Consider the following 21,985-nt stretch of genomic DNA (forward strand, 5'->3'; position numbering starts at 1 on the left):
CCCGATTGGCGGCGCCCGGAAACCGGTCCGCCGCGCTTCGGACGCTATATAAGGAGGGGTCATTGGCCCTGCAAGTCGCGGTTGCCGGGGTGAATGGCAAATTTGACGGATTGGTGCGGGGCTGCCGACGGGAGGGGCAATGATCTTTCGCGCAAACAGTCTTCGCCCGCCCCGATGCGACCGCAAGCCGGTCCGGACAGCGCGTGACGGAGGGCGGCGCATGAACGTGGAGGGGCGCTGTGTCACCCGTGGTCGCCACTTTATCGTGCCACGGAAGCGTTCAGTCCAATCGCCGCGCAAACGATGACGCAGCGCCCGTCCGGGGGGCGGACGTGCGCAGCCCGGACCGCTGCGCTGTCGTTTCGGGCGGGGCGTCCGAAAAACTTGGCGGACCGGCGCGTGCCCTCACCCCGTCATCCTCGGGCTCGCCCCGAGGATCTCCCCGCCAGGCGCGCCCCTGGGCCAAAGATCCTCGGATCAAGTCCGAGGATGACGACGCATCAGGAGTGGACGCCCTACTCCCCGAAGAAGTCCTTCACCCCTGTCGCCTTCAGGCTCGCCTCCCACAGCATTGCCTCCGCCTCCGGGTTCCGTTCCTCCGGCAAGAGTTCAGCCGGACCGGTCCGTTTCACCGCATCCGGACCGTAGAACTGACCCCCGACAACCCCCGGCTCAAACGCAGCCCGCGCCAGCCCGCAGGTCCCGTCCTGCAGGCTCTGCGCCTCGTTGAGAGTGCGTCGCAGGATGTAGCGGTCAAGCACCGTCGTCCCCGCCGTCTTGGCCTGCAACCCGCTGTCGCAGGGACCCGGATGCGCGCAGAGCACCTTGACCCGGTTCCCCTTCCGCGCCTCCGCCCTGTTCTGCAGGGCATAGGTGAACAGCAGGTTGGCCAGCTTGGACTGCTGGTAACGCACCCATTTCCCCATGCCCGGCCAGCGATCGCCGCCCAGATCGCCACCCTTCGGCTCCAGAAACCGACGCTCCAGCGCCCGCTTCGGCGCATTGCGTGCGCCGGAGGAATGGTTGACCACTCGCGCCTCTCCGCGCAGGGACGCCGCGCGATCCAGCAGGGGCCAGACCTCGCTCACCAGCAGGAAATGGCCCAGGTGGTTCGCCTGCATCTGCACGTCGAACCCGTCCTCCGTGGCGCGGTCCGGCAGGCCCATGAGCCCTGCGTTGTTCACCAGCACGTCGAGCCCGGTCTCGCCCAGCATCCCGCGCAGCGCCTGCCCCGCCGCCCGGACCGAAGCGAAGGAGGTCAGGTCGCAGGCCACGAACTGCGCCTCCCCCAGCATCCGGACCCTGGCGAGCGCGGCCTCCGCCCGGTCGGACGGACGGTTCAGCATGATCACGGACGCACCCCTCCCCGCCGCCGTTTCCGCCAGCACCAGACCCATGCCGGACGTGCAGCCGGTGATCGCCACAACCTTACCCGACAGGTCGGGGAGCGAGGCGGCAAGTGTATCGTAGTACAGAACATGGGGGGCGGTGCGTTTGACCATCGGGTCTCTCCTCGGGCAAATGTTTACGGTGGAAATATTGCGCGGCGGGCAAGTCGTCAAGAAGATATTTACACCGGAAACATAAAGCGGGATAAGACACTCATGACCGCGACCCGCAGCTATCACCATGGCAACCTGAAACCGGCCCTGATCGCCGCGGGGCTGGAGATCCTCGAATCCGAAGGGCTGGACCGGCTGTCCCTGCGCGCCTGCGCCGAACGGGTCGGGGTCAGCCATACCGCGCCGAAGAACCACTTCGGCAACGTCACCGGCCTGCTGACCGCCATCGCCGCCGAGGGCCAGACCTGCCTGCACGCCGCCATGACCGACGGGCTGAACCCGGACGCGCCCCGCGCCGAGCGCCGGCGCGCCGCGGCGGAGGGCTATGTCGCCTTTGCCCGCGCCCATCCCGCGTTGTTCGAACTGATGTGGGCGCGCGGGCGCGTCGATTTCTCCGACCCCGTGCTCGCCGCCGCGATGAGCGCCAGTTTCGCCGTCCTGCGCGACGTTGCCGGGGCCTCCGGGGATCCCGCCGCTGCCAGCGTCCGCGACTGGTGCACGGTGCACGGATTCGCACTGCTGTCGCTACAAGGGGTTTTCGACAAGGACGGAATGCGGCATCTCGGGGTGCAGGACATCCTGCCGGACCCCCCCTCCGGTGCATGAACGGGCCGCGCGATGCCAGCATCCCCCACGCTCCGGATCCGGGGCTTTGACATTCACAAGGGCTATCTGGACGAGCCCGCCCAGTATGATCTGATCGACGCCCTGCGCGGGGTGCTGAAGGCCGCGCCGCTGTTCTCGCCCACCACCCGGTTCGGCAAGCAGATGTCGGTGCGCATGACCAGTGCGGGAAAATACGGCTGGTATTCCGATCCCAGGGGCTACCGCTATGAACCCCGGCACCCGAATGGCACGCCCTGGCCGCCGATCCCGGAACAGGTGCTGCGGATCTGGCGGGACACGACCGGACTTTCCCGCGACCCGGATTGCTGCCTGATCAATTACTACGGCGATTCAGCCAAGATGGGCATGCATCAGGACCGGGACGAGGCAGATTTCACCTTTCCGGTGCTTTCCGTCTCGCTTGGCGACGACGGGTTGTTCCGCATCGGCAACGAGGAGCGGGGCGGCAAGACGGAGTCGATCTGGCTGGAATCGGGGGACGTGGTCCTCATGGGCGGTCCGGCGCGGCTGACACATCATGGTATCGACCGCATCCGCTTCGGGTCCTCGCGACTCATGCCGAAGGGCGGACGCATAAACCTCACCTGCCGGGTGGTCGACTAGCGGGTCAGCGTGCAGCAGCCCGACAGCATTGCCGGACCCGTCGCGCCGTCGAGCAGCAGATCCACCGTGATCCCGTAGGCCCGGTCCGACATGCCGTCCGAACAGGCCGCCAGACCGAAGACCGCCGTACCGGGCACACCGCCGGCGCCGAACCGCATCGCCCATCTGTCGATCCGCCCGGATGCGGTCAGAAGGAGCGAGGGCGACAGGCTTTCGCCCGGCCCGTCCGGGCTTTCATAGACCCAGTGATCCGCCCCCGCGTCGCGGGTCATCGACCAGAACGGCTCCGTCCCCGAACAGGCGGTGACGGGCGGAAACTGCCCATAGTCCTGGCCTGCCTGCCGCTGCAGAAACCGCAGGGCGACCCAGCCCGCACCCTCCGCCGCATTCACCAGCCCCCACTTGAGGTCATCGCTCCGCTCCACGACCTCGACCCCGGTGGCGTCCGGTGCAAGCGCGCCGATCACGCCGGACCCCGCATCTGGCCCGCTGCGAATGTTGAGAACGTCATCCGCCGCCACCCCCTGCACGTCATGCAGTGCGGGCAGCGGCAGCATCTGCGCGAAAGCCAGCGTCGGCAGCAGCGCCAGCACCGCCGCCAGACCCCTCACCGTTTCGCGTCCCAGCTGACGGAGGCGTGGCGGCGCGTGTAGAATTCGCCCATGAGCCCGACCATGATCAGCGCAATGCCCACATAGAGCGGATATTCGATGCTGGTGTTGTGCGGCGTGTAGTTCAGGAACACGAAGCCCCGGCACTGGTCGATCGCGTGGAACAGCGGGTTCCAGTCGAACATCGCCACCATGTAGGCCGGAAGCGAATTCGCCACGAACATCTTGCCCGAGGCGATCATGTTGGCCCGCTGGTAGACCTGGCTGAACACGCTCACGAACTGGGGTGCCCAGGGTTTCAGCGCCAGGAAGACCAGCCCGATGCCGATCCCGGTGAACCAGGCCATCAGCAGCATGCCGAAGGCATAGACCGGCTGGTCGATGGTGATCGGCTGGAACACCACGTCATAGATGAACAGGATCAGGGTCAGCGACAGCACCTGGATATACAGCGTCGACAGCGCCGCCGCCCCGATGGTGACGGCCGTGTTCATCGGCGCATGCTTCATCATGGCCGAGGTTGCGCCTTCGGCCCCCGAAATGGCGCCGATGGTCTTCACGTGGGTCATGAAGAGGAAAATCCCCGACATGATATAAAGCAGGAAGTCGCCGCGGATGGTGTTCCGCCGCAGCCCGAGGATTTCGAACATCGCATAGAAAGACAGCACGAAGATGATCGCCTGAAGCATGTTCAACCCGATCGACATCAGCGCGTTGCGATGCGATTTCCGGATCGAATGCACGGAGGCATGGTAGACCAGCTCCGCGATCGCGATGGCCGATCCGAGACGCGACCTGTTCAACCGCTGTTCAAACATTCCGGTGCCTTCGTGAAGTTTGCCCGACAATGGCAGGGAATTCTTGCCGATCCCTTCATGTGTCATCATAACGGGCACCGCCGATCATGGCAATTCGCCCCATGGCCCCCGCGCCGGATCAGGAGAAGATATTTGGACTACGTAAAACTTGAAACAGTCATGCGCCGCCTTGCCCTCGAAGCGGGCGACAAGATCATGGAGATCTACAATTCCGACGATTTCGAGGTGAAGTCCAAGTCCGACTCCAGCCCCGTCACCGAAGCCGACGAAGCCGCCGACGCCCTGATCTCTGCCGGTCTGCGCGCCGCCTTCCCCGATGTCGCCCTTGTGACAGAGGAACAGGCCGCGACCCATGGCGAGAGCGCGATGGACTTCCTGATCGTGGACCCGCTGGACGGCACCAAGGAATTCGTGAACCGTCGCGGCGATTTCACCGTCAACATCGCCTGGGTCGAAAACGGCGTACCCGTGCGCGGCGTGGTCTACGCCCCGGCCAAGGACCGCATGTTCTACACCCTGGCCGACGGATCCTCGGTCGAGGAGACTGCGCCCTTCGACAAGGACAAGCCCGGCGCGCTGACGCCGATCCGCGTGGCTGAGGCCGACAATGCCGCGCTGATGGTCGTCGCGTCCAAGTCGCACCGTGACCAGGCCACTGACGACTATATCGGGAAATACGCCACCAAGGACATGAAGAGCGCCGGGTCCTCCCTGAAGTTCTGCCTCGTCGCGACCGGGGAGGCCGACCTCTACCCCCGGCTCGGGCGCACGATGGAATGGGACACCGCCGCCGGTCATGCCGTCGTCACCGGCGCGGGCGGCAAGGTCCTGAACTTCGACACGATGGAGCCGCTGGCCTACGGCAAGGACGGCTTCGCCAACCCGTTCTTCATCGTCTGCTCGCCCTCGGTCGAGCTGAAATCGGCCTGACCGCCACCGTGGCCTCCCTGCCGGTCAGCGTCATCGTCGTCAGCCGGGGGCGCGGCGACAGCCTGCTGCGCACCCTGACCGGCCTGACCCGGCTGTTCCACGACAGCTACGAGATCGTCGTCGTCACCGACGGCGAGGGGCAGGAGGCCGTGCGTCGCCTGCGCCTGACCGAGGAGATCAAGGTCGTGCCCTTTGCCGACCCCAACATCTCGGCCGCGCGCAATGCCGGGATCGGGGTCGCCGCCGGAGAGATCGTCGCCTTCATCGACGACGACGCCGTGCCAGAACCGACATGGCTGACCCATCTCACCGCGCCCTTCGCCGATCCGCAGGTCGCGGCGACGGGCGGCTTCGTGATCGGGCGCAACGGCATCAGTTTCCAGTGGAAGGCACACAGCGTCGACCGCGCCGGCGTCTCCACGCCCCTGCGGGTTGACGAGACCCGCGCAACCGCCCTGACCCCGCCGCCGGGCCGCGCGATCAAGACCGAGGGCACCAACATGGCCTTTCGCCGGTCGGTCCTTGCCGGTCTGGGCGGGTTCGACCCGGCCTATCGCTTCTACCTCGACGACACCGATCTGAACATGCGGCTGGCGCGGGCCGCACATACCACTGCCATTGCCCCGCTGGCGCAGGTGCATCACGCCTTCGCGCCCTCGGCCCGCCGGTCCGCCTCCCGCGCGCCGCGCGACCTGTTCGAGATCGGCGCCAGCCTCTCCGTCTACATGCGCCGCCACTGCCCGGAGGAGGACCACGCCGCGGTCATCGCGCGTTTTCGCGCCGAACGGGACGCCGCGCTGATCGACCACCTGACCGCCGGCCGGCTGGAGCCGCGCGACGTCCTCCGCCTGCGCCGCCGCCTGGACGAGGGGCTGGAGGCCGGGCGCACGCGCGACCTTGCCCCGCTGCCCGCCCTGCCCCATTCGTCGCGCCCCTTCGAACCCTTCGCCAGCCGCGCCGCCGCCCCCGGCGTCGTCCTTGCCGGACGCTTCCGCCAGCGCCGCGCCCTGCGTGCCCGCGCCGCCGCGCGCACGGCCGAAGGTGCCTCTGTCTCGCTTTTCCTTTTCTCGCCCACGATGCTGTTCCACCGGGTCCGCATGACTCGCGAGGGATTCTGGGAACAGAGCGGCGGGCTCTGGGGCCGCAGCGACAGAAGCGGTTTCCTGCTACAATTGACCACGTTCCGGAAACGCCTAGATCGTGAGATGCGTCGCATTGCGGTGCCGCGCGGCCTCACCGGTCGTTAAATGGTAAAAAAATGGTAAAAATTGGGAATTTGCCGCCGCCGGCGGGGCATTTCCGCCTATGCAGGGTGAAACCGTCGCAAAGCTCTGACATAGTCCGGGCAAAGCGGTTAGGACTGCCGACAACCAGATCTGAGCGAGTTTGAGCATGAAGAACAAGATTACCAAAGCCATTTTCCCGGTTGCAGGCATGGGGACCCGTTTTCTCCCGGCAACCAAATCCATTCCCAAGGAAATCATGTCGCTGGTCGACCGCCCGCTGATCCAGTACGCGATCGACGAGGCCCGCGCAGCCGGCATCAAGGAGTTCATCTTCGTCACCTCGCGCGGAAAAGCCGCGCTGGAGGATTACTTCGACCATGCGCCGCAGCTTGAGGCCGAACTCAAGCGCAAGGGCAAGAAGGACCTGCTCGAGCAGGTCAAGAACACCAACATGGACAGCGGCGCGATCGCCTACATCCGCCAGCACAAGGCGCTTGGCCTCGGCCACGCCGTCTGGTGCGCCCGCCGTCTGGTCGGCAACGAACCCTTCGCGGTGATCCTGCCCGACGACATCATCGCCGCCGAAAAGCCCTGCCTGCAGCAGATGGTCGAGGCGTTCGAAAAGAACCCCGGCAACATGGTCGCGGCAATGGAGGTCGCGCCCGACCGCGCCTCCGCCTACGGGATTCTCGACGTGCAGGAAGACCACGGCTCGCTCGTCTCGGTCAAAGGCATGGTGGAAAAGCCCGCGCCCGGCACCCAGCCCTCCAACCTCGCCGTGATCGGGCGCTACCTCCTCACCCCTCAGATTTTCAAGAACCTGAACGCCAAGCAGGAAGGTGCCGGCGGAGAGATCCAGCTGACCGACGCCATCGCGCAGGAAATCACCGAAGGCCGGCCGGTCTACGGCTACCGCTTTAACGGCCAGCGCTTCGACTGCGGCTCCAAGTCCGGCTACCTGCAGGCCACCGTGTCCTTCGCCCTGTCCCGCCCGGATCTGCGCGACGACCTGATGGGTTTCCTGCGGGAAGTCGTGAACATCGACCAGGCGGCGCAGTAAGAGCATCCGGGAATGGACAAGGTACTTGTGACCGGCGGCGCGGGCTACATCGGCTCGCACGCCTGCAAGGCCCTGCGCGCGGCAGGGTTTGAACCCGTCACCTACGACAGTCTCGTCACGGGCTGGGAAGAGGCGGTGAAGTTCGGCCCCTTCGAGAAGGGCGATCTGCTGGACCGCGCCCGGCTGGACGAGGTGTTCAACACGCACCAGCCCGTCGCGGTGATGCATTTCGCCGCCCTCTCCCAGGTCGGGGAGAGCATGGCCAAGCCGGGTCTCTACTGGAAGAACAACGTCGACGGTTCGCTCAACCTGATCGAGGCCGCGACGGACGCGGGCTGCATGAACTTCGTCTTCTCCTCGACCTGCGCGACCTATGGCGATCAGGACAACGTGGTGCTGGACGAGAACTCCGCGCAGATGCCGATCAACGCCTACGGCGCCTCCAAGCGCGCGATCGAGGACATGCTGCGCGACTTCGGCGCCGCCACCAACCTGCGCCATGTGATCTTCCGATATTTCAACGTCGCCGGCGCCGACCCGGAGTCGGAGGTCGGGGAATTCCACACCCCGGAAACCCACCTCATTCCGCTGATGCTGGACGCGATCGACGGTCGGCGGGACGCCCTGACGATCCACGGCACGGACTACGACACGCCAGATGGCACCTGCATCCGCGACTACGTGCACGTCTGCGATCTGGTGGATGCGCATGTGCTTGGCCTGAAATGGCTGATGGACGGCAAGCCGAGCCGTGTGTTTAATCTCGGCACCGGATCGGGGTTCTCGGTCCGGGAGGTTATCGATCATTCCCGCGCGGTCACCAACAGGGCCGTGCCGTTCAAGGAGGGGCCGCGCAGACCCGGCGATTGCACCAAACTGGTCTCGGGTTCGACCCGCGCCGTGACCGAACTGGGCTGGAGCCCGGACCGGTCGACGCTGGACCAGATGATCGCCGATGCCTGGCGGTGGCATCAGACTGGCCACTACGACAAATAAACCCGAACCCGTCCGCCTGCTGGACCTGACCCGGCTGATCAGCCGCCCCGGCCGTCAGCCGACCGGCATAGACCGCGTCGAATACGCCTACCTGCGCGAACTGCTGGACCGCGATGTCCCGCTCATGGGGCTGCTGCGCGTCGCGGTCGGCTACGTCCTGCTGGATCGCGGCGGCCTGACCTCGCTGCTGCACCGGGTACAGGGGCGCACCCCCTGGGGTCCGACCCGCCTGCTGTTCCGCTGTGCCCTGCGCCTGACCCCGATGCAGCGCCAGGTTCAGAGCGATGTCTGGCGGCTCGCCTCCGCGAAGGTCTACGGAAAGAAGCTCGACCGGCTCCTGGCTGACCTGCCGCCCAACACGATCTACCTGAACGTCGGCCATTCCGACATGACGGACACGACGCTGAGTGCGGTGTCTGATCTGCCGAACGCCCGGATCACCGTGATGATCCACGACACGATCCCGCTGGATTTTCCCGACTACAACCGGCCCGAAGCGGTGGAGCGGTTTGCCGGGATGTTGCGGCGCACGCTGAATTTTGCAGACACGATCCTCTGCCCCAGCATGAAGACCCGCGACGATATCCTCCGCCATATCGACCGGATGAAGGAGGAAGAAGCGCTGCCCGGGGACCTGACCCCGCCCCGTATCGTCGTCGCCCACCTCGGCACCGACGTGGCGCGGCCGGACGCAATCGCCCTGCCCGCCGACCTGCCCGCCAACCGCCCGCTGTTCCTGATGGTGGGCACGATCGAGCCGCGCAAGAACCACGCCCTGATGCTCGACGTCTGGGAAGAATGGGACGAGGAGACTGACGGCCCCCGCCCGGTGCTTGGCATCGTTGGCAGCCGCGGCTGGCGCAACGAGGACCTGTTCCGCAGGCTTGACGCCAGCCCGATGCGCAACCGCGACATATTCGAATGGTCCGACCTGTCGGACAAGGCGGTCACCGCCCTGATGGTACGCGCCGACGCCCTGCTGTTCCCCAGCTTTGCCGAAGGCTACGGCCTGCCCCCGATCGAGGCCGCGTCGCTGCAGACGCCGGTGATCTCCTCCGACCTGCCCTCGGTCCGGGAAATGCTAGGAGAATTGCCAGTTTACCTGCCGCCCGACGACAGGTATCCTTGGACAACGGCCATAAAGAGCCGGATAGAGGAAAAACGGTCAGGCACCACGGGCACAGGGGGCTACACGGCCCCGACCTGGGACGAGCATTTCAAGGTGGTCTTAAGGATCACCTGATACAGCAACGCCCTTTGGGAACCCGGCGCCAAGGATCAAGAAGGGCGGGCGTTGAGCATCGTTTCGTCATATCGCCTTCGGCTCCAGCGCCGCCGCTGGCTGATCCGCGCCGTCCGCAAGCGGCGCGAACTGACCCCCGTTGCCAACCGCACCCGCCAGATCCGCCGGTCCGACGTTCTGCTGTTCTGCACCCTGCGCAACGAACGCATCCGCCTGCCCTATTTCCTGGACTACTACCGCCGGCTCGGCATCGGGCACTTCTTCTTTGTCGACAATGACAGCACCGACGGCAGCGCCGCCTGGCTCGCCGACCAGCCCGACTGTTCCGTCTGGACCGCGCGCCGCAGCTACAAGCGCGCCCGCTTCGGGATGGACTGGATCAACTGGCTGCTGCTGCGCTACGCGCATGGCCACTGGGCGCTGACCGTCGATCCCGACGAATTCTTCATCTACCCCTTCTGCGACACCCGGCCCATTCAGGCTCTGACCGACTGGCTCGACGCGTCCTCGATCAAGTCCTTCTCGGCCATGCTGCTGGACATGTACCCCAAGGGCCGTGTCGACGCGCAGCCCTACCGCGAAGGGCAGGACCCGCTGGAAATCGCGTCATGGTTCGACAGCGGCAACTACGTCATCCAGCGCAACGCCCGCTATGGCAACCTCTGGATACAGGGCGGGCCGCGTCAGCGCGTGTTCTTCCCCGACGCGCCCGAACTGGCCCCCGCGCTGAACAAGATCCCGCTGGTGAAGTGGGAGAGGAAGAACACCTACGTCTCCTCCACCCACATGCTGCTGCCGCGCGGCCTGAACCTCGTGTATGACGAATGGGGCGGGGAAAAGGCCTCCGGGCTGCTGCTGCACACGAAGTTCCTCGACACCTTCACCCACAAGGCGAAAGAGGAACTGGACCGCCGCCAGCATTACAACGCCTCTGTCGAATACCGCGCCTATGCCGACCTGATGCGCGACGACCCGGAGCTCTGGTGCAAATGGTCCGAGAAATACATCAACTGGCGCCAGCTTGAGATCCTCGGCCTCATGTCCAAGGGCAACTGGGCATGAGCGGGGTCGGCATCGTCATGCTGGTGCACACCGCGCTGGACCGGGCCGAACAGGTGGCGCGGCACTGGGCGGCCTCGGGCTGCCCGGTTGTGATCCACGCCGACACCAACGTTCCGCGCCGGAAATACGACCGGTTCCGCAAGGCGCTGAAGGACGTGGACATCATCCGGTTTTCCGATCGCCACCGCTGCGAATGGGGCACCTGGGGGATCGTCGCCGCCACCCAGTCCGCTTCGGAAAAGATGCTGCGGGAGTTTCCCGAGGTGCGCCATGTCTACCTCGCTTCCGGCTCCTGCCTGCCCCTGCGCCCGGTGCAGGAGCTGATCGACTACCTCGCCGACCGGCCCCGCACCGACTTCATCGAAAGCGCGACGACCGCCGATGTTCCCTGGACCGTCGGCGGGCTGGACAGCGAACGGTTCACCCTGCGCTTCCCCTTCGCCTGGAAACGCCACCGCCTGCTGTTTGACGGCTATGTCCGCCTGCAGCGACGTCTGCGCATGAAACGCCGGATGCCGAACGGGATCATCCCGCACATGGGGTCGCAATGGTGGTGCCTGACCCGGCAGACCCTGTCCGCGATCCTTCAGGACCCGGAGCGCGCCACCTACGACCGGTTCTTCCGCCGGGTCTGGATCCCGGACGAGAGCTATTTCCAGACCCTGACCCGGCTTTATTCCCAGCATGTCGAAAGCCGGTCGCTGACCCTGTCGAAGTTCGATTTTCAGGGCAAGCCGCACATCTTCTACGACGACCACCTGCAGCTGCTCCGCCGGTCGGACTGCTTTGTCGCGCGCAAGATCTGGCACCGGGCCGACCGGCTTTACGAAGCCTTCCTGACCGACGAGGCCCACGCCATGAAGCGGACGGAGCCCAACCCCGGCAAGATCGACCGGATCTTTTCCCGCGCCGTGGAACGCCGCACGCGGGGGCGGCCGGGCCTGTACATGCAAAGCCGCTACCCCCGCAAAAGCTGGGAAAACGGGCTGACCGGGGCGAAGTATTCCGTCTTTCAGGGCTTTTCCGAAATTTTCGAAGATTTCGAAACCTGGTTGGCACGCACAACCGGTTGCAAGGTCCACGGCCATGTCTACGCGCCGGATCGCGTGCACTATTCAGGCGACCAGTCCGTCATCAACGGCGCGCTGTCCGACAGCGCCGCGATCCGCGACTACCGGCCGCGCGACTTCCTCACCAACCTGATCTGGAACACCCGTGGGGAACGCCAGTGCCTGCAGTTCGGCCCGCATGACGAACAGGGCGCGGCGCTGTCCATGTCGCGCGACCCGAACGCCCAGATCTCTGTCATCTCCGGGGCCTGGGCAGTCCCGTTGTTCCAGTCCAACCGCAACTTCGCCGACCTCAGGGCCGAGGCCGCCGCGCTCCAGAAGATCGAGAACGACTTCCTCGACATGCTCCGTGCCCCACAGGCCAAGGCCCGCGTGCGCATCTGGTCCATGGCGGAATTCGTGGAAAATCCGATGGAGCCGCTGCAGACCGTCATCGACGAGCTTGGCGCACGCAACGCGCGCCGCCTGACCGAAGCGCCCAAGATGGTGAACCTGACCGGCTTTGGCCAGTTTCTCCAGAACCTCAAGAACCAGGGGATGCACCCCTATCTCATGGGCGATTTCCCCGTCGACCCGCCCGCCAGCCGTCCGCAGCCCGGACGCCCGCGCAAACCCTATCTGGTGAAGAAATAGATGTCCGGTTTCGATTACTTCGTTGTCTTTGCCGAAATGCGCACCGGCTCCAATTTTCTCGAGGCGAACCTGAACGCCTTTCCCGGCCTGTCCTGCGTGGGTGAGGCATTCAACCCGACCTTTCCCGGCTACCCGAACAGGACCGACTGCCTCGGCATCACGATGGAACAGCGCGACGCCGACCCGCAGAGCCTCATCGAAACGGTGAAGGCGCAGCCGCAGCTGACCGGGTTCCGCTTCTTCCACGACCACGACCCGCGCGTTCTGGACACGATCCTGCCTGACCCGCGCTGCGCCAAGATCGTGCTGACCCGCAATCCCGTGGACAGCTATGTCAGCTGGAAGATCGCCCGCGCCACTGGCCAGTGGAAGCTGACCGACGTCCGCCGCCGCAAGGAGGTCGAGGCGGTGGAATTCGACGCCGACGAATTCGCCCGCCATGTGGAGGCGCTTCAGACCTTCCAGGTGTTCCTGCTGAACGCGCTGCAGACGACCGGGCAGACCGCCTTCTACCTGGCGTATGAGGACCTGCAGGACGTCGCCGTAATGAACGGCCTCGCCCGCTGGCTCGGGCAGGCGGACCGGCTGGACAGGCTTGACGACAAGCTCAAGCGGCAGAATCCCGCGCCGGTGTCGGAGAAGGTCGCGAATTTCGACGAGATGCAGCAGGCGCTGTCGCAATTCGACCGTTTCGACCTGACCCGGACGCCGAACTTCGAACCCCGCCGCGGCGCCAATGTCCCGGCCTATCAGGCGGCGGCGAAGACCCCCCTGCTCTACATGCCGGTGAGGGGAGAGCTGGACGCCCAGGTGTCTGCCTGGCTGGCGGCTCTGGACGGGGCGGATCCGGCCGGTCTGCCGGGCAAATTCACCCAGAAAACCCTTCGCCAGTGGATGCGCCGCAACCCCGGCCACCGCAGCTTTGCCGTGATCCGCCACCCCGTCGCGCGGGCCCATGCGGTGTTCTGCCGGCGCATCGTGCAGACCGGCAAGGGAAGTTTCGGAGAGATCCGGCAGATCCTGCGCCAGAAGTACAAGCTGCCCCTCTCGGGCCGCAACGACGACAGCCCGGTGCCGGTCGATCAGCACCGCGAGGCGTTTTCGATGTTCCTAGATTTCCTGAAGGCCAACCTCGCCGGCCAGACCTCCGTCCGCATCGACCAGACATGGGCCACGCAGAGCGCGGTGATCGAGGGCATGGCGAGCTTTGCCCTGCCCGACATGATCGTCCGGGAAGAAGAGATTCAGGCCTGGCTCCCCGCCCTGGCGGAACAGGTAGGACATCCCGACCCGGCCCTGCCCGCCCCGGTGCCGGAGGACACGCCGCACCCGCTCTCCGCAATCTACGATGCGGAGATCGAGGCGAAGGTGGCAGAGGTCTACCAGCGGGATTACCTGATGTTCGGATACGGGGCGTGGCGAAGGTAGTGGCGCGTGGCGGGCTGAAGCCCGCCACACCTGCACGACTGGCTACGCTGCCTGCGTGTTCTGATCCGACGTCAGCAGCGCATAGAGGGTTGCCGGGTCATGGTTCGCCCGCAGCTTCTTGCACAGGTCGGCGTTGCGCAGCGTCCGCGACACAAGCGCCAGCGCCTTGAGGTGTTCGACCCCGGCCTCTTCGGGTGCGAAGAGCGCCATCACGATGTCGACCGGCTGGCGATCGACGGAGTCGAAGTTTACCGGCTTTTCCAGCAGGATGAAGGCGGCGGACATGTCCTTGACCGCCGCCAGCCGGGCATGCGGCAGGGCCACGCCGTGCCCCACGCCCGTCGGGCCGAGCGACTCGCGCTCCATCAGCGCCTCGATCACCGCACCGGAATCGTAGCCGTAGACGCTTTCCGCAAGGTCTCCGATGTCATGCAACAGCCGCTTCTTCGACGACGCGGAGGCAATCACCTTGATTGCCCCCGGTTTGAGGATCTCGGTCAGGTTCATGACGTCCTTGTGCCCGGCACGGGGTGACCCGGCGCCTCAGTTTCTGGGATCGATCCAGCCGATGTTCCCGTCCTCGCGGCGGTACACGACATTCAGACCATCCTTGCCCTCGTTCCGGAAGATCAGGACCGGTGCGCCCGCCAGCTCCATCTGCATCACCGCTTCCCCGACCGAGAGCGACGGAATCTTGGTTTCCATCTCGGCCACGATGATCGGCTGAAGCGTTTCGCTTTCCGATTCCACGTCTTCCTGTTCAGCGGCGAGGATATACGAGGAGGCTCCGAAAAGTTCAACCGGCTCGGGCCGTTGTTTGTGATGATCCTTCAGCCGCCGCTTGTAGCGCCGCAGCTGCTTGTCCATCTTCTCGCCCGCAGCGTCGAAAGCGGCATAGATTTCATTGGCATGCGCCTTCGCGGACGCATTCAGGCCGGAGCTGAGGTGCACCGTGGCCTCGCAGACATATTCATGGCCGGAACGGGAAAAGATCACGGTCGCATCCGTTGGCCGTTGCGAATACTTCTCCATGACCACACCCAGCTCCTGCTTGACGTGGGATTGAAGAGCCTCGCCGACATCGATCTGCTTGCCGCTGACTTCGTAACGCATTCCGTATCCTTTCATGACAATCCGAGCGTGAACCGGCGGCGCGGATGCGCCGGCGGGTCAGGGTCGGATGCTGCGGAAAGACAGTCGAAGCTCCTTGCTCTTGCGCAGGGTCCGCAAGGGATTTGCCGGGCAGAACAGGAGTCTGTGGACTGTCATACCAATATATGAAAGGACGGCGGGCCCGCCTGTCAATGGTCACGCGGGGACGTGATTAAGCAGATCGCCGCCCCCGGCGCCGCTTTGCTCAGGAAATGCGGAAACTGTCGCCTAGGTAAACACGGCGCACGTTTTCGTTCTCGACCACCTCTTCGGGGGTACCCGACATCAGCACCTTGCCGTCGTGCAGGATGTAGGCGCGGTCCACGATTTCCAGCGTCTCGCGCACGTTGTGGTCGGTGATGAGCACGCCGATCCCGCGCATCTTGAGATCGCCGACAAGGTGCCGGATGTCCGAGACGGAGATCGGATCGACCCCGGCAAAGGGTTCGTCCAGCAGCAGGTATTTCGGATCGGCGGCAAGGCAGCGCGCGATCTCCACCCGCCGCCGTTCCCCGCCCGACAGCGCCATGGCGGGGGCCCGGCGCAGGTGTTCGATTGAGAATTCCGACAGCAGTTCCTCCAGCCGTTCCCGCCGCTTGTGCCGGTCCGAATGGGTGATGTCGAGAATGGCGGAGATGTTGTCTTCGACCGACAGTCCGCGGAAGATCGACATTTCCTGCGGCAGGTAGCCGATGCCAAGCCGCGCGCGCCGGTACATGGGCATCGCGGTGACGTTGCGCCCGTCGATCTTCACCGTGCCGCCTTCGGGCACCACGAGCCCGGCAACCGCATAGAAGGTTGTCGTCTTTCCCGACCCGTTCGGCCCGAGAAGCGCGGCCACCTCGCCCTGGTCGACCTTCATGGTCACGTCGCGGATCACCACGCGCTTCTTGTAGGACTTGCGCAGGTTGTCGATACGCAGCCCGCGCTGGTCCGGGTCCCCGTCGTGGATCTGGAGCGTCGGCTTCGCCAAGGGTCAGTCCTTCTTCTGGTTGAGGATCGTGCGCACGCGGCCTTCCATCTGGGCCGTGCCGCCGTTCAGATCAACCACCATGCGCTGCGACTCCAGCGTCGACTTGCCCTGAACCAGCAGGACGTCGCCGGTCATCACCACCTGACCGCCGTCGATGTCGTAATCCGCGCGCTGCGCCTCTGCCGCGTCCTCTCCGCTGACAAGCGTCACGCCGCCGGTGGCCTCCAGCCGCTTGATACGCTCGCCTTCCTCGTCATAGACGACCAGCACGCGCGGGGCCGCCAGCCGCATCTCGCCCTGCACGATCACCACATTGCCGAGGAATTCCGCCGTTCCGTCAGTCTCGCTGACCTTGAGTTCGTCGCTTTCGACCTCGACCGGCTGATCGGGATCGACCTGGCCGCTGCCAAAGGCGGTCTGCTGCGCGAACGCCAGCGACGGCAGGATAAGAAGAAGCCCGAGACCGATCAGGCGGGAAATGGACATCAAGAATTCCTCACTGAGATTGCGGGAGATATACCAGCTTCACGCCATCCGTGAACAGCATTTGAACGGTCTCCCCGTCCTCTTCCGCCGTCAGCCGCATCCGCCCGGCAACGAACCGCCCGAGCGGACCCTCCGCGTGGATCTGCCCGTCGGTTTCCGCGAACAGGTCGCGCAGCCCGGCCCGCAGCGTCTCTGTCTCTGCCGTGTAGCCCGAGGAGGACACGATCACCACCCCGCCCTGCAGTTCCGCCAGCCCCTCGGGCTGGTCCATCACCGCAGTGTCGGAGCGGAAGGTGATCGTTCCGCCGGTCCGCAGATCAATACGCGCCCGTACGTCATCGGCGCTCAGCTTGCCCAGCCCCTCTCCCACGGGCCGCGCGGTTTCCGCGACAAAGGCAATCAGATCGCCGTCCTTCGTCGCCCCGGCAAAGCTGGGCCGCAGCACCCGTTCGACCAGTCCGTCCTTGCCGACGTCGATCTCCGCATAAGGAAGGTCGGTCGACGCATCCTGACCGCGCGACAGCAGGAACACCGTCGACAGGAGCGCAAGCGCAGTCAGCGGCAGCGCGACCTTCAGCCAGCCGATCAGGCGGGAATATCTGTCCTCCGCCCAGGCCATTTCAGGCCGCCCCGGCCCGCGGATATGCGCGCGCGCGGGTCATGTATGCGCGAAGATGTCCGTTTCGGGCCAGCCCATCAGATCAAGCCGCGCCCGCATCGGCAGGAAATCGAAACAGGCCTTCGCCACCTCTGTCCGCCCTTCGCGCGCAAGACGCAAATCCAGTTCCTCGCGCAGCCGGTGCAGGTAAAGCACGTCGGACGCCGCATATTCCAGCTGCGCCTCGGTCAGGTCCTCCGCCCCCCAGTCTGAGGACTGCTGCACCTTCGACAGGTCCACACCGATCAGTTCCTGCGTTAGGTTCTTGAGCCCGTGGCGGTCGGTATAGGTGCGCACCAGCCTGGACGCGATCTTGGTGCAGTACACCGGCGCGGCCAGCGCCCCGAAGGCATTGAACAGCGCGGCGATGTCAAACCGGCCGAAGTGAAACAGCTTCAGCACCTTAGGATCGGTCAGCATCCGGCACAGGTTCGGCGCCTCGCTCTGTCCGATCGCGACCTGAACGATATGGCTGTCCCCGTCGCCGCCCGACATCTGCACGACGCAAAGCCTGTCGCGATGCGGGTTCAGCCCCATGGTCTCGCAGTCGATGGCGACCACCGGGCCAAGGTCCAGCCCGTCGGGCAGATCGCCCCGGTAAAGATGATTGGTCACGGGGTGCTCCCTTCCGGCCTACCGGGGCGGATCTAGCCCCATCCCTGCCCAAGCGCAATTGACATGCCGCGAAGTTGCGGGGCGCCGCACGCTTATGGCATAACTCCGCCTTATCGAAAGCATCAGACAACTGCGGGTTATGCTGATGGATGACCCCTGCTACCTTCCCCGCGACGGCCGAGTCGTTCGGCCCCATTCTCAGCCAGACGGGAGAGAGAACCATGGACGGAAACGATCTCGCAGCCGGAAAATGCCCGGTGCTTCACACTTCGCGGCAGCGGTCGAACAGGGACTGGTGGCCGAACCAGCTGAACCTGAAGATCCTGCACCAGAACGGCGTCGCGTCGAACCCGATGGACCCGGATTTCAACTACGCGGAGGCGTTCAAGGCGCTCGACCTCGATGCGGTGAAGGCCGACATCGCCAAGGTCATGACCGACAGCCAGGACTGGTGGCCCGCGGACTGGGGCCACTACGGGCCGTTCATGATCCGCATGGCCTGGCACTCCGCCGGGACCTACCGGACGGGTGACGGGCGCGGTGGCTCCTCCTCCGGTGCGCAGCGGTTCGCGCCGCTGAACTCCTGGCCGGACAACGCCAACCTCGACAAGGCCCGCCGCCTGCTCTGGCCGGTCAAGGCAAAATACGGCAACGCCCTGTCCTGGGCCGACCTGATGATCCTGACCGGCAACGTCGCGCTGGAAACCATGGGCTTCAAGACCTTCGGTTTCGGCGGCGGTCGCGAAGACGTCTGGGAACCCGGTGAGGACATCTACTGGGGCACCGAGGAGGAATGGCTGCAGACCTCCGAAAAGCCGAACGGCCGCTACTCCGAAGGCCGCGCGCTGGAAAACCCGCTGGCTGCCGTCCAGATGGGCCTGATCTACGTGAACCCCGAAGGTCCCGACGGCACGCCCGATCCGCTGGCCGCCGCCAAGGACATTCGCGAAACCTTCGGTCGCATGGCCATGAACGACGAGGAAACCGTTGCGCTGATCGCGGGCGGCCACACCTTCGGCAAGACTCACGGCATGGGTGACGCCGCCGCCATCGGCAAGGAGCCGGAGGGCGCGGACATCGCCGAACAGGGCTTCGGCTGGACCTCCGGCGACGGGCGGGGCGGGGCGAACGCCTTTACCTCCGGGCTTGAGGTTATCTGGACCACCACCCCGACCCAGTGGGGTCACGGCTTCTTTCACAACCTCTTCGAGTACGAGTGGGAGCTGACAAAATCCCCCGCCGGCGCGCATCAGTGGAAGCCCAAGAACGCCGAGGCCGAAGGCACGGTCGCAGACCCGCATGATCCGTCCAAGAAGCGGACCCCGAACATGCTGACCACCGACCTCGCCCTGCGCCTGGACCCGGTCTACGAACCGATCTCCCGCCGCTTCTACGAGAACCCGGACCAGTTCGCCGACGCTTTCGCCCGCGCCTGGTTCAAGCTGACGCACCGCGACATGGGGCCCAAGGTCCGCTACCTTGGCAAGGAAGTACCCGAAGAGGACCTGATCTGGCAGGACCCGGTCCCCGCCGCCACGGGCGCGCCGCTTGACCCGGCCAACGTCGCCGCGCTGAAGGACAAGATCGCGGCGTCGGGCCTGTCGGTGCGCGATCTCGTCTACACCGCATGGTCTTCGGCCGGGACATTCCGTAATTCCGACAAGCGCGGCGGGGCCAACGGTGCACGCATCCGGCTTGCGCCGCAATCGGACTGGGAAGTCAACGAACCCGACAACCTGTCCAGGGTCCTGAAGGTCTACGAAGACATCAAGGCGGGCTTCGACACCGGCTCCAAGACCGTCTCCCTCGCCGATCTGATCGTGCTGGGCGGCGTCGTCGGGGTCGAGAAGGCCGCGAAGGACGGCGGTTTCCCGATCGAAGTGCCGTTCACCCCGGGCCGTACCGACGCGACGGCGGAACAGACCGATGCAGAAAGCTTTGAGCCGCTGGAGCCGTTTGCCGACGCCTTCCGCAACTACCTGAAAGCCGACTACACGGTGCCTTCCGAACAGCTGATGATCGACCGGGCGCATCTGCTCGCGCTCACCGCGCCCGAGATGACGGCGCTGGTCGGCGGCCTGCGGGTCATGGGTGCGACCCATGGCAACACCAATCACGGCGTGTTCACCGAAAAGCCGGGCACGCTGAGCAACGACTTCTTCGTCAACCTTCTCGACATGGGAACGGCGTGGAAGGCGACCTCGGACAAGCAGGACCTGTTCGAAGGCACCGATCGCGCCAGCGGAGAGCAGAAGTGGACCGCCACCCGCGCGGACCTTGTCTTCGGCTCCAATTCCCAGCTGAGGGCGCTGGCCGAGGTCTATGCCCAGTCCGACAACGGCGAAAAGTTCGTGAAGGACTTCGTCGCCGCCTGGACCAAGGTGATGAACGCCGACCGCTTCGACGTCTGAGCCGCGCCAGAGATGAGAGGGACGCCGCGCATGTCGCGGCGTCCTTTCCTATTGGACACATCAAAGTTGTGGCGTTGGCCGTGGCCGGGACTAGGATCGCACGATACGACCAGGGTCCCCCGCATCGAATCATGTATCCTAAAATCATGTTACGCCCGTCCGCCTGTGCGATGCTTGCAGCGTTCTGGACCGCAACTCCGGCCCTTGCTCAGCCCGCCGAAACCACGACCCGGACCGGGGCGGGCACCATTGGCCTGCTCCTCCTCATTGCCGCCATCGCGATTGCTGCCGCCTTCGACGCCCGGCGCCGGAACGCCGACTCACGCCGCGCGCAGGACACCGCCGAGGCCCGGCTCACCGCGCTTCTCGAAGCCCAGGACGCCGGTCTTGTCGGTCTTGACCGCGACGCCCGCATCCTCTTCGCCAACACAGAGGCGCGGGACCTGCTGTCCCTGACCGCGCTGCCCGCCCCCTGGCCCGAGGATCGCATCCTGTCCGACCGCGCCCCGGACAGCCGGGCCACCCTGTCGCTGTCGACCCTCACCGGCGGAGAGCTCTCCGAAACCCGCGCCTGGCTGGACCCCGGCACCGGCACGCCGCGTGTGCAGATCCTTGTGTCCGCAACGCCGGTCACCGGCTCCTCGGGCCTGGCCGCGCTGGTGCGCCTGCGCCGGATGACCGAAAGCGACCGCCACCATCAGCAGAACGAACGCGCCGCGCGGCTCGAGGCGCTCGGCCAGCTGACCGGCGGCGTGGCGCACGACTTCAACAACATCCTCGCCACCATCGAGAAGTCCGTCGAACTCGCCCTGCCCGACACGGCCGAGGAGGCGGAACCCTATCTCGACACCGCGCTGGTATCGGTCCGCCGGGGGGCCGAACTGACCTCCCGCCTGCTGGGTTTCGCGCGCCAGCTTCCCGACACCGACACGACGGTCGAGGTCGGCCAGCTGTTCACCGACTTCGCAACCCTCGCCGCCCCCGCTGTCGGCAGGAAGATCAGCCTCATCTTCACCCCGCCCGAGGACCCGCTCACCATCCGCTGCGATGTCGCCCAGCTTGAAAACGTCCTGCTGAACCTCGTGCTGAACAGCCGCGATGCCATCCGCGACTCCGGCGTCGGCACAGCGATCACGATCGCCGCACGGCCCCGCCCCGATACCGCACTGATCGACATCACCGTCACCGACGACGGCCCCGGCATGCCCGCCGCGACCCTGAGCCGGGCCACCGACCCCTTCTTCACGACCAAGCAGGACACCACCGGCACCGGCCTTGGCCTGTCCATGGCCCATGGTTTCGCGGAACAGAGCGGCGGGTACCTCGACATCACCTCCGAAACCGGCTTCGGCACGACGGTCACCCTGTCCCTGCCCCGTGGCAGTGCGGCGGCGCGTGAAACCGACATTCCCCGCGGCAAGGGCGAGACGCTGTTGCTGGTCGATGACGAACCGCCGCTGCTGGCGATCACGGCCAGGGCGGTCGAACAGCTTGGCTACGTGGTACTGACCGCCGGATCTGCGGAGGAGGCGCTGCGCCTGCACGGCGAAGGCGCGGCCTTTGACCTGTTGCTCACCGATGTGGTGATGCCCGGCAGCCTGCGGGGCCAGGACCTTGTCCGGCAGCTCCGTGCGGCGGGTTTTGGCGGACCGGTCATCTACATGTCGGGCTACGGCGCTCCTCCGGGCGAAGACACCGGCCCCGACGGTGATCCGGTGCTGAAGAAACCCTACGCGCTGCCCGACCTGGCCCGACTGTTGCAAGACGCGCTGAACCGCCGCGATTCACCGGCGCAGAACAGCTGAGGGGCGCCCCGAGGGA

21 protein-coding genes are annotated in these 21,985 nt (G+C 65.7%); 12 read left to right on the forward strand and 9 right to left on the reverse strand.

Annotated features, from left to right (window positions below; genetic code table 11):
- Nucleotides 1-515: 515 nt before the first annotated feature.
- The gene (locus IEV87_RS17410) at nt 516-1,502 is read right to left on the reverse strand and encodes an SDR family NAD(P)-dependent oxidoreductase (RefSeq protein WP_188479084.1); all 987 of its coding nucleotides are present in this window, start codon (nt 1,500-1,502) and stop codon (nt 516-518) included.
- Nucleotides 1,503-1,604: 102 nt separating this feature from the next.
- On the opposite strand from IEV87_RS17410, the gene IEV87_RS17415 reads away from it, so the two are divergent.
- Together IEV87_RS17415 and IEV87_RS17420 are read left to right on the forward strand one after the other, a co-directional pair.
- A complete protein-coding gene (locus tag IEV87_RS17415; RefSeq protein WP_188479085.1) occupies nt 1,605-2,168 on the forward strand; it encodes a TetR/AcrR family transcriptional regulator in 564 nt (187 codons plus the stop codon).
- Between the two features lie 12 nt (nt 2,169-2,180).
- Entirely contained in the window at nt 2,181-2,792 is a 612-nt protein-coding gene (locus tag IEV87_RS17420; RefSeq protein WP_188479086.1) for an alpha-ketoglutarate-dependent dioxygenase AlkB family protein, read from the forward strand.
- On the opposite strand, the gene IEV87_RS17425 is transcribed toward IEV87_RS17420, so the two are convergent.
- On the reverse strand, nt 2,789-3,403 hold the full coding sequence (locus tag IEV87_RS17425) for an SH3 domain-containing protein (RefSeq protein WP_188479087.1): 615 nt from the start codon (nt 3,401-3,403) through the stop codon (nt 2,789-2,791). The two genes, IEV87_RS17420 and IEV87_RS17425, sit on opposite strands and share 4 nt — an antisense overlap.
- On the reverse strand, nt 3,400-4,221 hold the full coding sequence (locus tag IEV87_RS17430) for an ABC transporter permease (RefSeq protein WP_188479512.1): 822 nt from the start codon (nt 4,219-4,221) through the stop codon (nt 3,400-3,402). Before IEV87_RS17430 ends, IEV87_RS17425 begins: the two co-directional genes overlap by 4 nt.
- 159 nt (nt 4,222-4,380) lie before the next feature.
- On the opposite strand from IEV87_RS17430, the gene cysQ reads away from it, so the two are divergent.
- From cysQ to IEV87_RS17470, 8 genes are all read left to right on the forward strand, one after another.
- Complete coding sequence (gene cysQ, locus IEV87_RS17435) at nt 4,381-5,151, forward strand: 3'(2'),5'-bisphosphate nucleotidase CysQ (protein WP_188479513.1); 771 nt, start codon at nt 4,381-4,383, stop codon at nt 5,149-5,151.
- 8 nt (nt 5,152-5,159) lie between these two features.
- On the forward strand, nt 5,160-6,398 hold the full coding sequence (locus tag IEV87_RS17440; protein ID WP_188479088.1) for a glycosyltransferase family 2 protein: 1,239 nt from the start codon (nt 5,160-5,162) through the stop codon (nt 6,396-6,398).
- A 145-nt stretch (nt 6,399-6,543) separates the two neighbouring features.
- Nucleotides 6,544-7,437: a UTP--glucose-1-phosphate uridylyltransferase GalU gene (gene galU, locus IEV87_RS17445; RefSeq protein WP_188479089.1), complete on the forward strand. Its 894-nt coding sequence runs from the start codon at nt 6,544-6,546 to the stop codon at nt 7,435-7,437.
- A gap of 12 nt (nt 7,438-7,449) precedes the next feature.
- Nucleotides 7,450-8,433, forward strand: a complete 984-nt coding sequence (galE, locus tag IEV87_RS17450; protein ID WP_188479090.1) for a UDP-glucose 4-epimerase GalE — start codon at nt 7,450-7,452, stop codon at nt 8,431-8,433.
- Complete coding sequence (locus IEV87_RS17455) at nt 8,393-9,676, forward strand: glycosyltransferase family 4 protein (protein WP_188479091.1); 1,284 nt, start codon at nt 8,393-8,395, stop codon at nt 9,674-9,676. Before galE ends, IEV87_RS17455 begins: the two co-directional genes overlap by 41 nt.
- Nucleotides 9,677-9,727: 51 nt before the next feature.
- Nucleotides 9,728-10,738 (forward strand): glycosyltransferase family 2 protein, encoded by a 1,011-nt coding sequence (locus IEV87_RS17460; protein WP_188479092.1) that lies wholly within the window; start codon nt 9,728-9,730, stop codon nt 10,736-10,738.
- Entirely contained in the window at nt 10,735-12,441 is a 1,707-nt protein-coding gene (locus tag IEV87_RS17465; RefSeq protein WP_188479093.1) for a DUF5927 domain-containing protein, read from the forward strand. The genes IEV87_RS17460 and IEV87_RS17465 overlap by 4 nt, the downstream gene beginning before the upstream one ends.
- On the forward strand, nt 12,442-13,869 hold the full coding sequence (locus IEV87_RS17470; RefSeq protein WP_188479094.1) for a sulfotransferase family 2 domain-containing protein: 1,428 nt from the start codon (nt 12,442-12,444) through the stop codon (nt 13,867-13,869).
- Between the two features lie 42 nt (nt 13,870-13,911).
- Here IEV87_RS17470 and IEV87_RS17475 read toward each other — a convergent pair whose 3' ends face one another.
- The 6 genes from IEV87_RS17475 to IEV87_RS17500 all read right to left on the reverse strand — a co-directional run bounded on the left by IEV87_RS17475 (nt 13,912) and on the right by IEV87_RS17500 (nt 17,753).
- A complete protein-coding gene (locus IEV87_RS17475; RefSeq protein WP_188479095.1) occupies nt 13,912-14,376 on the reverse strand; it encodes a PTS sugar transporter subunit IIA in 465 nt (154 codons plus the stop codon).
- 36 nt (nt 14,377-14,412) lie between these two features.
- Entirely contained in the window at nt 14,413-14,982 is a 570-nt protein-coding gene (gene hpf / locus IEV87_RS17480; RefSeq protein WP_188479096.1) for a ribosome hibernation-promoting factor, HPF/YfiA family, read from the reverse strand.
- A gap of 244 nt (nt 14,983-15,226) precedes the next feature.
- Nucleotides 15,227-15,994: an LPS export ABC transporter ATP-binding protein gene (lptB, locus tag IEV87_RS17485; protein ID WP_188479097.1), complete on the reverse strand. Its 768-nt coding sequence runs from the start codon at nt 15,992-15,994 to the stop codon at nt 15,227-15,229.
- A 3-nt stretch (nt 15,995-15,997) separates the two neighbouring features.
- Complete coding sequence (lptA, locus tag IEV87_RS17490; protein ID WP_188479098.1) at nt 15,998-16,480, reverse strand: lipopolysaccharide transport periplasmic protein LptA; 483 nt, start codon at nt 16,478-16,480, stop codon at nt 15,998-16,000.
- 10 nt (nt 16,481-16,490) lie between these two features.
- Complete coding sequence (locus tag IEV87_RS17495) at nt 16,491-17,099, reverse strand: hypothetical protein (protein ID WP_188479099.1); 609 nt, start codon at nt 17,097-17,099, stop codon at nt 16,491-16,493.
- 39 nt (nt 17,100-17,138) lie between these two features.
- Nucleotides 17,139-17,753, reverse strand: a complete 615-nt coding sequence (locus IEV87_RS17500) for a ribonuclease D (protein WP_188479100.1) — start codon at nt 17,751-17,753, stop codon at nt 17,139-17,141.
- Nucleotides 17,754-17,974: 221 nt separating this feature from the next.
- Between IEV87_RS17500 and katG the strand changes: the two genes are divergently transcribed.
- On the forward strand, nt 17,975-20,164 hold the full coding sequence (katG, locus tag IEV87_RS17505) for a catalase/peroxidase HPI (RefSeq protein ID WP_188479101.1): 2,190 nt from the start codon (nt 17,975-17,977) through the stop codon (nt 20,162-20,164).
- A 146-nt stretch (nt 20,165-20,310) separates the two neighbouring features.
- A complete protein-coding gene (locus IEV87_RS17510) occupies nt 20,311-21,969 on the forward strand; it encodes an ATP-binding protein (protein WP_188479102.1) in 1,659 nt (552 codons plus the stop codon).
- The last annotated feature ends 16 nt before the right edge of the window (nt 21,970-21,985 follow it).

It is taken from the genome of Primorskyibacter flagellatus (genome assembly GCF_014638275.1).
In the GTDB taxonomy this organism is placed as follows: Bacteria; Pseudomonadota; Alphaproteobacteria; order Rhodobacterales; family Rhodobacteraceae; genus Pseudooceanicola; species Pseudooceanicola flagellatus_A.

What these genes read in the sequence shown, in the direction of transcription:
- IEV87_RS17410 (WP_188479084.1), bottom strand. Translation starts at nt 1,502, where the DNA reads ATGGTCAAACGCACCGCCCCCCATGTTCTGTACTACGATACACTTGCC.
- IEV87_RS17415 (WP_188479085.1), top strand. Translation starts at nt 1,605, where the DNA reads ATGACCGCGACCCGCAGCTATCACCATGGCAACCTGAAACCGGCCCTG.
- IEV87_RS17420 (WP_188479086.1), top strand. Translation starts at nt 2,181, where the DNA reads ATGCCAGCATCCCCCACGCTCCGGATCCGGGGCTTTGACATTCACAAG.
- IEV87_RS17430 (WP_188479512.1), bottom strand. Translation starts at nt 4,221, where the DNA reads ATGTTTGAACAGCGGTTGAACAGGTCGCGTCTCGGATCGGCCATCGCG.
- cysQ (WP_188479513.1), top strand. Translation starts at nt 4,381, where the DNA reads ATGCGCCGCCTTGCCCTCGAAGCGGGCGACAAGATCATGGAGATCTAC.
- galU (WP_188479089.1), top strand. Translation starts at nt 6,544, where the DNA reads ATGAAGAACAAGATTACCAAAGCCATTTTCCCGGTTGCAGGCATGGGG.
- galE (WP_188479090.1), top strand. Translation starts at nt 7,450, where the DNA reads ATGGACAAGGTACTTGTGACCGGCGGCGCGGGCTACATCGGCTCGCAC.
- IEV87_RS17455 (WP_188479091.1), top strand. Translation starts at nt 8,393, where the DNA reads ATGCCTGGCGGTGGCATCAGACTGGCCACTACGACAAATAAACCCGAA.
- IEV87_RS17465 (WP_188479093.1), top strand. Translation starts at nt 10,735, where the DNA reads ATGAGCGGGGTCGGCATCGTCATGCTGGTGCACACCGCGCTGGACCGG.
- IEV87_RS17470 (WP_188479094.1), top strand. Translation starts at nt 12,442, where the DNA reads ATGTCCGGTTTCGATTACTTCGTTGTCTTTGCCGAAATGCGCACCGGC.
- IEV87_RS17475 (WP_188479095.1), bottom strand. Translation starts at nt 14,376, where the DNA reads ATGAACCTGACCGAGATCCTCAAACCGGGGGCAATCAAGGTGATTGCC.
- hpf (WP_188479096.1), bottom strand. Translation starts at nt 14,982, where the DNA reads ATGCGTTACGAAGTCAGCGGCAAGCAGATCGATGTCGGCGAGGCTCTT.
- lptA (WP_188479098.1), bottom strand. Translation starts at nt 16,480, where the DNA reads ATGTCCATTTCCCGCCTGATCGGTCTCGGGCTTCTTCTTATCCTGCCG.
- IEV87_RS17495 (WP_188479099.1), bottom strand. Translation starts at nt 17,099, where the DNA reads ATGGCCTGGGCGGAGGACAGATATTCCCGCCTGATCGGCTGGCTGAAG.
- katG (WP_188479101.1), top strand. Translation starts at nt 17,975, where the DNA reads ATGGACGGAAACGATCTCGCAGCCGGAAAATGCCCGGTGCTTCACACT.
- IEV87_RS17510 (WP_188479102.1), top strand. Translation starts at nt 20,311, where the DNA reads ATGTTACGCCCGTCCGCCTGTGCGATGCTTGCAGCGTTCTGGACCGCA.